At 70.1% G+C, this 13,813-nt stretch carries 11 protein-coding genes; 3 read left to right on the forward strand and 8 right to left on the reverse strand.

What is annotated here, in order from left to right:
• Positions 1 to 38 precede the first annotated feature (38 nt).
• On the reverse strand, positions 39 to 1,307 hold the full coding sequence (locus tag ACTHJJ_RS10085; protein ID WP_440302810.1) for a sugar ABC transporter substrate-binding protein: 1,269 nt from the start codon (positions 1,305 to 1,307) through the stop codon (positions 39 to 41).
• Positions 1,304 to 2,338, reverse strand: coding sequence for a LacI family DNA-binding transcriptional regulator (locus tag ACTHJJ_RS10090; RefSeq protein ID WP_440302811.1), 1,035 nt, complete (start codon positions 2,336 to 2,338; stop codon positions 1,304 to 1,306). The genes ACTHJJ_RS10085 and ACTHJJ_RS10090 overlap by 4 nt, the downstream gene beginning before the upstream one ends.
• A 190-nt stretch (positions 2,339 to 2,528) precedes the next feature.
• Here ACTHJJ_RS10090 and ACTHJJ_RS10095 point away from each other — a divergent pair, with 190 nt between their 5' ends.
• Complete coding sequence (locus ACTHJJ_RS10095) at positions 2,529 to 4,910, forward strand: glycogen debranching N-terminal domain-containing protein (RefSeq protein ID WP_440302812.1); 2,382 nt, start codon at positions 2,529 to 2,531, stop codon at positions 4,908 to 4,910.
• Here ACTHJJ_RS10095 and ACTHJJ_RS10100 read toward each other — a convergent pair.
• Positions 4,822 to 5,355, reverse strand: coding sequence for a DoxX family protein (locus ACTHJJ_RS10100; protein WP_440302813.1), 534 nt, complete (start codon positions 5,353 to 5,355; stop codon positions 4,822 to 4,824). The two genes, ACTHJJ_RS10095 and ACTHJJ_RS10100, sit on opposite strands and share 89 nt — an antisense overlap.
• Positions 5,356 to 5,512: 157 nt before the next feature.
• Entirely contained in the window at positions 5,513 to 6,565 is a 1,053-nt protein-coding gene (locus tag ACTHJJ_RS10105) for an ERCC4 domain-containing protein (protein WP_440302814.1), read from the reverse strand.
• Positions 6,566 to 6,613: 48 nt separating this feature from the next.
• Between ACTHJJ_RS10105 and ACTHJJ_RS10110 the strand changes: the two genes are divergently transcribed.
• Positions 6,614 to 6,940 carry a VOC family protein gene (locus ACTHJJ_RS10110; RefSeq protein WP_440302815.1) on the forward strand — a complete coding sequence of 109 codons (327 nt, stop codon included), beginning with the start codon at positions 6,614 to 6,616 and terminating at the stop codon, positions 6,938 to 6,940.
• Between the two features lie 16 nt (positions 6,941 to 6,956).
• On the opposite strand, the gene ppsA is transcribed toward ACTHJJ_RS10110, so the two are convergent.
• The 3 genes from ppsA to ACTHJJ_RS10125 form a co-directional block, all read right to left on the reverse strand.
• Complete coding sequence (gene ppsA / locus ACTHJJ_RS10115; RefSeq protein ID WP_440302816.1) at positions 6,957 to 9,326, reverse strand: phosphoenolpyruvate synthase; 2,370 nt, start codon at positions 9,324 to 9,326, stop codon at positions 6,957 to 6,959.
• Positions 9,323 to 10,201, reverse strand: coding sequence for a pyruvate, water dikinase regulatory protein (locus ACTHJJ_RS10120; RefSeq protein ID WP_440302817.1), 879 nt, complete (start codon positions 10,199 to 10,201; stop codon positions 9,323 to 9,325). The genes ppsA and ACTHJJ_RS10120 overlap by 4 nt, the downstream gene beginning before the upstream one ends.
• Before the next feature lie 228 nt (positions 10,202 to 10,429).
• Positions 10,430 to 11,626 (reverse strand): GNAT family N-acetyltransferase, encoded by a 1,197-nt coding sequence (locus ACTHJJ_RS10125; RefSeq protein WP_440302818.1) that lies wholly within the window; start codon positions 11,624 to 11,626, stop codon positions 10,430 to 10,432.
• A gap of 611 nt (positions 11,627 to 12,237) precedes the next feature.
• Between ACTHJJ_RS10125 and ACTHJJ_RS10130 the strand changes: the two genes are divergently transcribed.
• Positions 12,238 to 13,020 (forward strand): GAF and ANTAR domain-containing protein, encoded by a 783-nt coding sequence (locus tag ACTHJJ_RS10130; RefSeq protein ID WP_440302819.1) that lies wholly within the window; start codon positions 12,238 to 12,240, stop codon positions 13,018 to 13,020.
• 96 nt (positions 13,021 to 13,116) lie between these two features.
• Here the strand turns inward: ACTHJJ_RS10130 and ACTHJJ_RS10135 are convergent.
• Positions 13,117 to 13,813: hypothetical protein (locus ACTHJJ_RS10135; RefSeq protein WP_440302820.1), on the reverse strand; the 697-nt coding region annotated here is incomplete at its 5' end.

Consider the following 13,813-nt stretch of genomic DNA (forward strand, 5'->3'; position numbering starts at 1 on the left):
ATGCGGTCGGCCGGGTGCCACCCGCTGAGTCGGCTGGATCAGCCGTTGCCCTGGAGGGCGGCCGTTCCGTTCTTCTGAAGGTCCTCGAGCATCTTCTTCGGGTCAGCGCCCTTGCCGAGCTGTGCGAGCTGCGAGTTGAACTTTGCCATGACCTCGTCGAATCCGGGAAGGTTCACGGGGCCCTGGCCGTACTCGCCGCCGGCCACGAAGGCCGAGTCGTCCGGGTACTTCTGGGCGAACTCCTTCGCGCCTGCCTCGGTCGACGGCATGACGCCGAAGGCGTCGGCGAACTTCATCTGCTGCTCGGTCGTGATGAGCGACTTCACGAGGTCGACCGACTGCGCCTGGTTGGCCGACTTGGCCGCGATGCCCCAGCAGTTGCTGAAGAGCAGCGTGCCCTTGCCGCCGGGACCAGCGGGCAGCTCGTAGCTCTTGTACTTGATGTTCGGGAAGTCCTTCATGCCGCCGGCGATCCAGTTGCCCTCGATCGTCATCGCGGCCAGGCCCTTGCCGAACGCCTCGCCGCCCCAGCCGGTGGCCGGGGAGGTGTCGGTGTTGAACTTGAGCACGCCGTCCTTCATGAGCTTCTGGACCTCCTGCAGGCCCGTCAGCGGGGCGCCGCTCGTGGCGGTCATCTGCTTGCCGTCCTCGGAGACGATCCAGCCGCCGGCCTGCTTCATGAAGGCGCCGCCGCGGTTGATGTCGTTGCCGATGACGAGGCCGGTGACCTTGCCCTTGGTCAGTTTCTTCGCGGCGGTCTCGAGCTGCTCCCACGACTTCGGGATGTCGGCGTCGGTGAGCCCGGCGGCCTTCCACATCTCGGTGTTGATCTGCAGCGCGAGCGTCGAGTAGTCCTTCGGCGCACAGTAGAACTTGTCGTTATAGGTGAAGGCCTTGACGAGGCTCGGCAGGAAGCCGGCGTCCTTGACCTGGTCGCCATAGGCGTAGAGGTTGCCCGCCTTGGCGAACGTGCCGATCTTCGAGGCGTCGGTGTAGAAGACGTCGGGCGGGCTCGTCGAGGCGAAGGCCTGGCCGAGCTGCTGGCCGAGGTCGGACGCGGCGATGACCTCGACGGTGTTGCCCGTCTTGGTCGCCCAGGCCTGGGTGGCCTCCTTGACGGCCTTCGTCTCGGCGTCGCCCGAGCTGCCGATCATGACCGTCAGCTTGACGGGGCCCGACTTGGTGTTCTGCGCCGGGGTCCCGCCGTTGTTGTTGAAACCGCCGCCCCCTCCGCACGCACTCAGGACGAGCGCGCCGGTGGCGGCGAGAGCGAACACGGCTGCGCCGCGGGTCTTTCGAGCTCTCATAGTGTGCCTCTCTCGGTTGTCGTGCGGTCGCCCGCAGGGGTGGAGCTGGCCCGGATGACCAGTTCAGGGGGCAGGAGGATGCCGGCTGGTGAGGCAGCCTCCGTCGCGCTCCCGGTGCCAAGCATCCGGAGCACGCTGTCAGCGACGGCCGCGAGCGGCTGCCGCAGCGTGGTCAGGCCGATCGCGGACGAGATGTCGGTGTCGTCGAAGCCGACGAGACCGAAGTCGGCGCCGAGGCGGAAACCGCGCTCGAGGAGCACCTGCCAGGCGCCGAGAGCGAGGGCGTCGGAGGCGCAGACGATGGCGCCCCCTCGCCCGATCCGGTCGATGAGGGTGGCGGCCGTGGGTGCCGCGAGCTCGAGGCGCTGCTCCGACTGGCCCACCCAGGCCGGGTTGGCGAGGCCGAGCTCCTCGGTGGCACGGGCCCAGCCGCTGCGCCGGTCGTCGCCGACCGGCGAGCCCTCCGGCCAGCCGAGCCAGCCGATCCGCTCGAAGCCCTGCTCGCCGAGGTGGTGGACGGCGGCGGCCACACCGGCCGCGCCGTCGACGTCGACCCACGTCGTGATGGTCGGGTCGTCCCAGATCCGGCCGAATGCGGCATACGGGATGGATCGCTCCTGCAGCCACTGCGGCCGGGGGTCATCCCGCCGGGTGTCGGTGAGCACGAAGCCGTCGGCGATCCGGCTCGCCACGAGGTCCTCGTACGCGGGGATCGGGTGGTTGCCGTCTGTGGCGGTGAACGGCACGACATAGGAGTCGTGCCGGCGTGACTGGGTCGTCAGCTCGACGAGGAAGGTGTCGAGCACGGCCCCGAGCCGGCCGAAGCCGTGGGAGTTCAGCTCGATGCCCCAGGCGCCGGCCCGCTCCTGCTTGAGGTTCTTCGCTGCACGGCTGGGCCGGAAGCCGAGGCGGTCGATCTCACGCCGGACCCGGTCCAGTGTCGTGGGGGCCACCTTCTCGGGCGCGTTGACGACGTTGCTCACCGTCTGCCGTGAGACATCGGCGGCCTGCGCGACGTCGTTGATCGTCACGCGCCTCCTCGCCCGCGGTTCTGTGGTCACCCTTGACGTCCTGCCCTCGAAGGTGAAACGTTCCTGCCCTGAGGCATTTGAACGTTCATATCGGTATCGGGATAGTGTTGCCTCCGCCCCGGGCCTGTCAAGGCGAAGGGTGGAATTCGTCCCCTGATCGCAATGAACCGAGACTCGATGAGGAGTGGACATGGACGACCGCCCGGCCTCCCACGTCGAGCCAGCCGCCACCCGGACCGACGTGGCTCGCGACTCCGAACCGCGCCAGCCGTGGCTGCACCGGCTCGCGATCTGCACCGACGGCAACGGCACCGCGCTGAGCCGAACCGACGGCTCGATGGCCGGCCATGGCACCGAGGGCTTCTTCGTCGACGACCAGCGCGTCCTCTCGAGCTTCACCGTCGAGCTCGGCGGTGCCCCCGTGAGCGAGGTGTCGAGCGCGAGCCGCGGCTCGCGCAGCGAGTTCTTCGGCTCGGCCCGCCACCTCGGTGACCGTGGACCCGACCCGACCATCGAGGTGCGCCGCCTCCGCCAGCTGACGGGCGGGAGCCTGACCGAGCGGATCTCGGTCGTCTCTCGGTCGGCCCACCCCATCGAGACGGCCCTCGTGGTCCGCCTGGCCGGCGACGCCCGGGACATCGCGGCGGTCAAGTCCGGGCTCGGCCCCGGCTCGATCCTCGAGCCGCTACGTGCCTCAGCGAATCAGGCCTGCTGGCAAAGCGATCGCCTCATCACGACTATCACCTTCGAGCCCACGCCAGACGTCCTGTCGGTCGACGACCAGGGCGTGTGGGGGAGCTTCCCGGTCAGCCTTGCCCAGGGGGTGCCCGTGGAGGTCGCGGTCGAGGTGACGACCGAGCGGACGGGGTCGTCGCACTTCCCCGCCGATGCGGGCTCGGGCCGGCTCGACTGGAACGGACAGGTCTCGGTGAGGGCCGCAGACCCGCGCCTGGCCCAGCTGGTCGACACGTCGCTCGCCGACTTGCAGAGCCTGCTCCTCGCGGACCCTGAGGACGAGCGCGACGTCTTCGCATCCGCCGGAACGCCTTGGTACCTAACCCTTTTCGGGCGCGACTCGATCTGGACGGCCCGTATGGCGCTGCCGCTGGGCCAGCGCCTCGCGGCTGGGACCCTGCGGGCCCTCGCACGGCGGCAGGGCACCCGCTTCGACGCCGCGACGGCCGAGGCCCCGGGCAAGATCCCCCACGAGCTGCGGAGAGCGGCACACGCGGGGCCGGAGATGGGCTTCAGCCTGCCACCGGTCTACTACGGCACGATCGACGCGACGGCGCTGTGGATCTGCCTGCTGCACGACGCGTGGCGCTGGGGCATGCCCGAGGACGAGGTGCGCGCCCTGCTGCCCAACCTCCGTGCGGCCGCTCTGTGGCTGACCGAGGTCGCAGCGCCGGATCCCGACGGCCTCGTGAAGTATGTGGACGAGAGCGGCCACGGGCTCGTCAACCAGGGCTGGAAGGACTCGGGCGACTCGATGCGCTTCCGCGACGGTCGGATCGCCGAGGCGCCGATCGCGCTCGTCGAGGCCCAGGCGTATGCGGTCGAGGCGGCCCGCGGCGCAGCCCTGCTGCTCCGCGCCTTCGGAACCGAAGAGGATGCGCCCTTCGCGGAATCCCTTGGGGCGTGGGCTGACTCGATGGTCGACCGGGTGCGTGACTCGTTCTGGGTGAAGGCCGACCCCCAGTCCTACCTGGCGATGGCGATCGACGGAGAGGGGCGGCAGGTCGACGGCGTCGGGTCCAACATGGGCCACGTGCTCGGCACCGGCACGCTGACTCCCGAGGAGGCCGCGCGGGTCGTCGAGACCCTGACCGGCCCGACGATGCTGGGGCGCTACGGCATCGCGACGTTCGCCACGGACAACGGCGGCTTCAACCCGATCGGCTACCACACCGGGTCCGTGTGGGTGCACGACACCGCGGTGTGCGCGCTCGGCATGGCCAAGGAGGGCCACCTCGACGAGGCAGCCGCGGTGGCAGCCCGGCTCCTCGATGCCGGCTCCGCCTTCGACTACCGGTTCCCCGAGCTGTTCTCGGGCACCGGCGCGCTCGGCGAGCCCGCGCCATACCCGGCCTCATGCCGTCCCCAGGCCTGGGCGACCGCGTCGGCGGTCGCGATGCTCACCGTCGCCCTCGGGCTCGACGCCGACGTGCCCAACCGGACGGTGACCGTGCGGCCGGCCACCTCGGCGCCGTTCGGGCCGCTGCGGGTGGCGGGCCTGCGGATCGGCGAGGCGACCCTGACGATCAGCGTCGACGCGGCGGGCGGGGTAGAGGTGGAGGGACTCCCGCGGGGGGTAACCCACCTCCCCAGACCCGGCCCGCCGTCGAGGCCACCAACCGTCGAGAGGCCACTTCCCGACATCACAAACCCCCTGGTTGAGGTATTCCGGTGCCGTTTGCGGGCGCCGGAATACCTCAAATCCCAGGGGAATGGTGCGGTTCTCAGCTCTCAGGTCGCAGTTCTCATCAGTCGTCATCGCGGTTCGGCTCGAGCCTCGAGCCGAGGGCGACCGCTGCCACGACGAGGCCGGCGGCCGCGAGGACGAAGTCCTTGAGGACGTACTGGCCGAGCAGCGACGGCCCGTGCGGGAACAGCTCCCGCGTGAAGAGCACGAGCGGCGAGAGGATCCCGACGAGCGCGCCGGCGAGCACGATGAGGCCGAGCTCGAGGAACTTGCCCGTCACGAGGGTCAGGCCGATGAAGGTCTCGAGGACCGCGGTCAGGAGGACCGCTGCGCTGCCGGACACCAGGCCGAGGGTCAGCTTGTCGATCGTCGCTGCGGCGATGTCGGCCGCCGGGCTGAGCCCGGGGAAGAACTTCAGCACGCCGAAGCCGAGGAACACGAGGCCGAGGCTGATCCGCAGCAGCGGGATGCTCCAGCGGTTGAGCAGGCGGTGCAGGGCGTCGACGGCGGCCGGACGCCGGACGTGGCGATGGGTCACGCGCGTCTCGAGCTCGCTGCTCAACTGCTCCTGCTGGGGAATTACATAGTGCGACATGGGGATTGGTCTCCTTTGGTGATGTCCCGATGCCACAAGGAGGCCGGTGGACGTTCGCAGATACGCGCCCGCTCAGATCTGAGTGCTGGTACCTAGGCGGCTCATCCCGAACGTCCGTTTTCGCCCCATTTCACGGACGCCCGACCCCGCACGCCCCTCACCCCGAGGCGCGGTGAGCCTGTTCGTAGGCGCTCCGGATCTCCGGGCGGAGGCGCCCCCGGTCGGACACGGCATACCCGTGCTCGAGGGCCCACGCCCGGACCTCGGCGGTCGTCGCCGGCGCGGCGGGAGCCGGACCGGCCTTGGGGAGCGAACCGAAGCGCGCCTCGCCGGCAGCCTCGAGCCGTACCTCGTGAGCAGCCGCAGCGAGAAAGCGATAGGTCCACTCCTGGGCGAGCGCGCGCGTCTCGGCGAAGAAGATCGGCACCGAGGGGTAGCGGGCCTGGCACTCCGCGATCGCGTCCGCGACCGCGGCCGGTCGGACGTGCCTCAGCGCGAATACGCGGGAGTATCGCTCCTCCACGACGACCGCGGCACGGGGTACGCCGCTCAGCTCCGCGAGCGCGTACCTGAGCTTCCCACTCAGCAGGGATGATGAGAGGTCCTCGAGGGACTTGCGCTCGACCGCCGCGACGATCTCACCGTCGGACTCGACGGCATAGTCGCCGACCGCGAGGGGGGCCCTGCGTGTCGTCACCTGCTGACCCGAGAACTTCCACCCGTAGCGCTCGTGGACGTCGACGAGGATCTCGAGCTCGCGGGGCACATCCGGCTCGCTGGCCGGACCCCCGGCGCGGGCCCTGGGCAGGGTGACCCGGGGCCGCGCCTGCTTCGTCGTCCGGGCGCTCTGCCAGAAGATCGCCTCCCGGCCGCGGACGTACGTGAGGACGAACTGCGACCGGTTCTCGCGCCCCCGGTCGAGGACGAGCTCGATGGCTGCGCCACGTCGGTTGCAGGACCGGGTGCCGACCCGCTCGACGATGTCGGCCTCCGGCGGCCAGCAGTCGGCGCGGTGGCAGTAGACCTTCGTCGTCCGAGGCCACATCTCCCGGACCTTGAGCACGATCCCGTTCGGCCCCAAGGGGATCCGGACGAGATAGGGCAGGCTGCTGTCCCCGTCCGGGTTCCGGGCGATGAGGAAGTCGTCGGGCACATCCCCATCCTTGCCGAGCCCGAGCCGCAGGTCACGTATGCCGCTCACACGGCTCACTCACCCGGCTCACTCACCCAGCTCAGCGGCATACCCACCCTTGACACTGTGCGCTACATCGTCGACGACGTCGACGACCTTCGGCTCGTGCTCAACGCTCCCGGTGGCGGGGCGGGTGGTGGGCAGGCGATGCCCGACGGCACCCTGCCGACGCCGGGCGGGTGGAACCGATTCTCCCTGCAGGTCGACGACCTCTCTGTGGTCGTGCAACAGCTCCGGGACGCCGGCGTGCGGTTCCGCAACGACCTCGTGGAGGGCGTCGGCGGACGCCAGATCCTTCTCGAGGATCCCTCCGGCAACCCGGTCGAGCTGTTCGAGCCGACCCTGCCCGAGGCCCGTGCCGACTGGACCGGTGAGGGCCCCGTCGGCGGGTGACGCCAGTCCGGCGGCCTCAGCTCGTCTGCTTGGCGAGGCTCAGCCAGGTGTCGACGACGGTGTCCGGGTTCAGCGACATGCTCTCGATGCCCTGCTCCATGAGCCACGCCGCGAGGTCGGGATGGTCGCTCGGGCCCTGCCCGCAGATGCCGATGTACTTCCCGCGCTCCCGGCACGCCCGGATGGCCGCGCTCAGCATGAACTTGACCGCGTCGTTGCGCTCATCGAAGCCGGCCGCCACCAGGCTGGAGTCACGGTCGATGCCGAGCGTCAGCTGCGTCATGTCGTTCGACCCGATCGAGAACCCGTCGAAGTGCTCGAGGAACTGGCCGGCGATGACCGCGTTCGACGGGAGCTCGCACATCATGACGACCTGCAGGTCGTTCTCGCCACGGACCAGGCCGTGGTGTGCCAGCAGGTCGATCACTGCCCGGCCCTCGGCGACCGTGCGCACGAACGGGATCATGATCTTGACGTTCGTCAGGCCCATCTCGTCGCGGACGTACTTCAGCGCCTCGCACTCCATCGCGAAGCAGTCCGCGAACTCCTCCGACAGATAGCGTGACGCGCCCCGGTAGCCGAGCATCGGGTTCTCCTCGCTCGGCTCATACCGTTCGCCACCAAGGAGATTCGCGTACTCGTTCGTCTTGAAGTCGGACATCCGCACGATGACCGGCTTCGGCGCGAAGGCCGCCGCGAGCGTCGAGACGCCCTCCGCGACCCGCTTCACGAAGTAGTCGCGCGGGGTGTCGTATGCCGCTGTCGCCGCCTTGATCTCGTCGCGGAGGTGGTCCTCGAGGTTCTCGACCTCGAGGAGGGCCTTGGGGTGGATGCCGATCTGGTGGTTGATGATGAACTCGAGCCGGGCCAGGCCGACCCCCTCGTTCGGCAGCCGGCTGAAGGCGAAGGCCTGGTCCGGCGTGCCGACGTTCATCATGATCTTGACCGGGATGTCCGGCATCGACTCGAGGGTGGTCGACTCGACGGAGAAGTCGAGCAGTCCCTCGTAGACGTTGCCCGTGTCGCCCTCGGCGCACGAGACGGTGACCTCGCCGCCGTCCTGCAGCGTTCGGGTGGCCGAGCCCGTCCCGACGACGGCCGGGATGCCGAGCTCGCGGGCGATGATCGCAGCGTGGCAGGTCCGGCCACCGCGGTTGGTCACGATCGCCGACGCGCGCTTCATGATCGGCTCCCAGTCGGGGTCGGTCATGTCGGCGACGAGCACCTCGCCCGCCTGGAAGTCGCGCATCTGCTCGACGGACTCCAGGACGCGGACCGTGCCGGCGCCGATCTTCTGCCCGATCGCCCGCCCCTCGACGAGCACGGTGCCCTTCTCGCCGAGCCGGAACCGCTGCAGCTCGCTGCCGGAGCGCCGGGACTGCACCGTCTCGGGGCGAGCCTGCAGGATGTAGATCTGGCCGTCAGCGCCGTCCTTGCCCCACTCGATGTCCATCGGACGGCCGTAGTGCTCCTCGATGGCGAGCGCGTGTCGTCCGAGCTCCAGCACCTCGTCGTCGGTGAGGCTGAGGATGTTGCGCTGGTCCTCGGGCACATCGACGAACTCGGTGGTCTTCCCGACCGTCCGGTCCTCGGTGTAGACCATCTGCGTCGCCTTGCCGCCGATGCCGCGCTTGAGGATCGCCGGCCTGCCGGCGCGCAGGGCGGGCTTGTAGACGTAGAACTCGTCCGGGTTCACCGCGCCCTGGACCACGGCCTCACCGAGCCCATACGACGACGTGATGAAGACCGCGTCCGCGAAGCCGGACTCGGTGTCCATCGTGAACATGACGCCCGAGGCGCCGATGTCGGAGCGCACCATGCGCTGGATGCCGGCCGAGAGCGCGACGGTCTCGTGCTCGAAGCCGTGGTGGACCCGGTAGGCGATGGCCCGGTCGTTGTAGAGCGACGCGAAGACCTCGCGGATGGCAGTCAGGACCGCGTCGACGCCGCGGATGTTGAGGAAGGTCTCCTGCTGCCCGGCGAACGAGGCATCCGGCAGGTCCTCCGCCGTCGCGCTCGACCGCACCGCCACCGACACGGACTCGTCGCCGCCGGTCAGCTCCTCGTAGGCGGTCCGAATGTCCGCCTCAAGGTCGTCGGGGAAGGGCTGCTTGACGACCGTCTCGCGGATCGAGCGGCCCACCGCGGCGAGCTGCTCGACGTCATCGGTGTCGAGACCGCGCAACTGGTCGGCGATCTGCTCGGCCAGGCCCGTGTCGCCGATGAACGCGCGGTAGGCATCGGAGGTCGTCGCGAACCCGTCCGGCACATTGACGCCCGCGGAGGCGAGGTTCGAGACCATCTCGCCGAGCGAGGCGTTCTTGCCACCGACCATGTGGATGTCGTCCATCCCCAGCTCGGCAAACGGTACGACGTTGCGGCTCATGTTCTGCTCCTCCGGTGGATCGTCTGCATGATGACGGTGGCAATCTCCTCGACCGACTTCGTCGCGGAGTTGGTCGCGGGCACGTGGTGGGCGCGGAGGAGGGCCTCGGCGCGCCGGATCTCGAAGGCGCACTGTTCCTTGGAGGCGTAGCGCGAGTTGGGGCGCCGCTCCTGGCGCACCTGCGAGAGCCGCTCGGGGGTGGTCACGATCCCGAAGCACCGCCGCCGGTGGGCCCGCACCGGAGCGGGCAGCTCGGTGCTCTCGAAGTCGTCCTCGACGAGGGGGTAGTTCGCGACGAACAGCCCGTGCTGGAGGGCGAGGTACATGCTCGTCGGCGTCTTGCCGCAGCGGGACGGGCCGATGAGGATCACGTCGGCCTTGTCGAGCGCCCGGAGGCTCTGCCCGTCGTCGTGCTCGATGGCGTACTCGATCGCCGACATCCGGTGGTTGTAGCGCTTGACGTCGCCGAGGCCGTGCAGCCGAGCCGGTACACGCATGCCCGTGGTGCCGAGGACCGACTCGACCCGCGGCATGTGGATGTCGAAGAAGTCGATGAGCGGGCACGTCGTCCGCCGCAGCTCGTCGCGCAGCTCGGTCGGGGCGAGCGTCGAGAAGGCGAGCGGCGTGACCGGTCCCTCGGCCGCCTTGTCGAGCACCTGGACGACCTTGCGGGCCTCCTCGACCGTCGAGACGAACGGGAACAGCTGCCGCTCGAAGCGCACGTCCGGGAACTGGATGAGCAGGGCGTTGCCGAGCGTCTCGGCGCTGATCCCGGTGCTGTCGGAGACGAAGAAGATCGGCACGACGGGCGGCCCGGAGTGCCTCCGCAGGTGGGCTGGGCCGCCTTGGGGGCGGTGCGACGTGGCTTCGATCATCAGTCCCTCACGACGGGCACGGCAGCCGCCCGCTCCTGCTCAGGCTAGCGACGTCCGAGCCGCACCGGCGCCGCGGGTCGCTCAGTGTGCGCAACGTCCCACACGAGAAGCCCGATCACGAATGCCGCTGGGTGCACTCCCGCTCGCCCGTGACCTCTGTGACCGCTGGGGCCGAGTGCTCACTCGACGGAGAAAGGACGGGTGCCCTCACGTCGAGTGAGCGCTGCGTCACTCGCGCCCCAGGTCGAGTGAGCGGTCGGTCACTTGCGTCTCACCCGGCGGGAGCAGCTCCCAGTGGAGCCCGTCGCCGAACGAACCGTCGGGAAGCTTGTCGACCGCGTGCTCCCTGCCGTAGACGGTGAAGCCCAGAGACTCGAGGACCCGGTTCGAGGCGGCGTTGTCCGCCGCGGTCTCCGCAACGAGGCGGCGCATCCCCAGGCCCCCCTTGGCCCGGGGCGTCCAGGCGAAGTCGACCACGAGACGCGCGGCCTCCCGTGCCACGCCGCGTCCGCGCGCGCTCGGGTTCAGCTGGTAGCCCAGCTCCGCCGTGTCGCCGGTCAGGGGACCGCCCCTGCTGAAGATCAGGACGTCGCCGAGCGCGAGATCGGTCGAGGCGTCGGCGACGCACCAGTGGACGGCCACGCCCGTCGCCATCCGCATACGCCGGGCCAGCAGCGCCGCCTGGAAGGTGTCGCGCCGCAGCACGGCGGCCTCCGGCATCCAGTGCACCGGGTCGGCGGACCGGTCCTCGAGGGCGTCACCGTCCGAGTCCCGCCACTCCCGCAACCGGATCCCCGTGCCCTTGAGCGGAGCCGGAACGAACCACGGATCGCTCGGCCGCATCTCCTCGCCGGCGGCCAGGCTGCCGTACCAGCAGTCGAGAGCAGACCCCTGCGGATCGCTCGGGTCGACGTGCACCTCCGGGATGGTCGCGTGGAAGGTGAACCCGGTCGCCCAGGCGACACGGCGTGAGCCCCAGTTGCCGGCGATGGCCCGCCAGTGGATCCGCTCCAGCGGTGCGCCCCAGAGTCCCTCGGAGAACCCGTGACCCGCGGCGAGACGGACGGCCCGTGACATCACACCCCGGCCCCGGGCAGCCGGATGCAGCCCGAAGCCGATGCTCGCCGTCCGTGGCGTGGCGCCGGGTCGAAGGTCGATGGTGCCACCGAAGCGCGGCCCACCGTCGTCGAGGTACTCGATTGCCCAGTAGCGGTTTCCGCCAGCCATGCCCCACTCCTCATGGATCCGCTCGACGAACGCCGTCGCGTCGTCCCGGGTGTAGCCGCGCGGCACGGTCGTCCATCGCAGGCTCTCCGGGTCGGTGCACTGCTCGAGGATCCCGTCGACGTCGTCGAGGCGGTGGGCTCGAAGGGTGACGACGCCGTCCGTCAGGGTGGGTGCGAGGTCGGTCTGCGGGAGAGGCACAAGCCAAGCGTGCCAGTGCGCCGGGCTCGGCGGCATACCGATATCGCCCGGGGACGGGCGGCACCGCCGTCCACAGGATGGTTCTTGTTCATATGGACAAGAACCCCTTGACGAGGCGGCTGACCGGGTGTTTCCATGTTTCCGGGCCCGGACCCCGCCCTCCCGAATCCACTCAGGTTGAGGAGCGTCCGGCCACATGACACCAACGATCCGGCAGGTGAGAGCCACCGCGTCGCGAGTTGCGGCGCGCGTGCTGGGGGGACACCAGCGCCTGCCGGATCTGCGATCCCAGGAACGTCCCGCTGAACCCTGCCGGGGGGGAGGCTGAGCGGGATCTGGCGGCTGGTGCGGTGAACCCTTGAGAGGGGGAGGTATCACTCGACAGCCGTCACGCCTCGGGGGAGGGCCCCGCACGCGACAGCGTGCGGGGCCCTCGGGCGTGCACGGTCCGGTTCTGCACCGCTCCGGTCCTCCACCGTCCGGTCCTCCACCGTCCGGTCACCCATGAGTCCGCACCGCGCCGCCCGAAATGTCCGGTTCGACGGACGCGGAGGCGCGGGGGTAGGGGCCCATGACGGGGTCGCATCCCCATGGCCAGGAGAGGAGCGGGCATGGACAGTGCGCGTCAGGATCGTCTCTTCGCGCACCTTGCTGCCATCGCCGACGACCTCGTGAGCGGCCTCGACGTCGCCGACCTCGCCGACCGGGTCATGCACGGGTGCCTCGACCTGCTCGACGCGGCCTCGGCCGGGCTCGTCCTCGACGACCACGAGGGCACGCTCGGCGTCCTCGCGTGCTCCAGTGACGACGCCAAGGCCCTCGAGCTGCTCGAGCTGCAGAGCCGCGAGGGGCCGTGCTACAAGGCGTTCTTCACCGGGGACGAGATTCTGGTCGACGACATGGACGCCATGGAGCAGGAGTGGCCCGCCTTCGTGCCCGCGGCCCGCTCCCTCGGGATCACGACGGCGGCCGCCGTCCCGCTGCTGCTCGCCGGCGAGACGATCGGTGCCCTCAACCTCTTCCGCACCGAGGCCAGGTCCTTCTCCCGGCGGGACCTCCAGCTCGCCCGGTTGCTGTGCTCGGTCGCCACGGTGGGGATCGTCCATGACCGTAGGCAGCGCGACCACGACCAGCTCACCCGGCAGCTGCAGAGCGCCCTCGAGAGCCGTGTCTGTATCGAGCAGGCCAAGGGCGTCATCGCCGCCCGCGCCGGCGTGAACGTCACGGCCGCCTTCGAGATGCTCCGCTCGGCGGCCCGCGCCTCCCAGCGGCCCCTGACGGAGCTCGCCGCGGACATCGTCGCCGGGCGCCTGCCCGCGACACGTCTCATCCGCCGCGCCGGGAGCAACGGCGGTCGCTCCACCATGGGCGGAACAAGCGACGACCCACCGTAGGCTGAGCGGCACATCTGAGAGGCGGCACACCTCAAAAGAACGAACGACGCCACCGCCCGGAATTCCCGGGGCAGTGGCGTCGTCGTCGTGATGGGGTCAGCGCGCCGGCTTGCCGGGCGCGACCGACAGCAGCGCGAGCTGGCCGCCCTCGACCGTCTCCTTGTCGCCGGTCGCGTAGTGGGCCTGAACGTCGAAGAGGTACTTGCCCTCGCCGAGGAACGGCACCGGGATGATGCCGGAGCTCTCCTCGTCACGGGTGAGGAAGTTCGCGGCGCCCGGGGCGAACCGCTTGGCGTCGAACCGTGCAACGCGCACGGCCGCGCTCGTCGCGGGGTCGTACTGGAAGATGCCGGAGAGGTAGTCGTTGCCGCCCGGGTCCTCCTGGAGGAAGACCTGGCCCCGGTCGTTGACAGTGATGTTGTCGATCATGCGCGGGCCCTCCTGCTCGGCCTGCGACTTGGCCGGGTCATAGGCCGGGCTCGCCACCGCGATCGTCGCGGTGCCGCCCGCCGTGACGTCGGCGGCGTCGGCGAAGTCGAGGTGCCACAGCCGGCTGACGCCGTTGAAGCTGGCGGTCGTCGCGAAGTAGAAGCCGCCGGGGTTCGTCGGGTCCCAGGCGCCGTCCTCGGGACGGGCCATGGCCGAGACGCCCAGCTCCCGGCTCTTCGCCTCCAGCTGGGTGCCGGTCATACCTGCCGCCCCCGGGAACTCGACGACCCGGAAGCCCGTGCCCGCACCCACCGTCCTCAAGTCCATCACGCTAGCGACACCGTCGATCGCGAGCCCATAGATC

Source organism: Intrasporangium sp., assembly GCF_051961875.1.
Taxonomy (GTDB): domain Bacteria; phylum Actinomycetota; class Actinomycetes; order Actinomycetales; family Dermatophilaceae; genus Intrasporangium_A.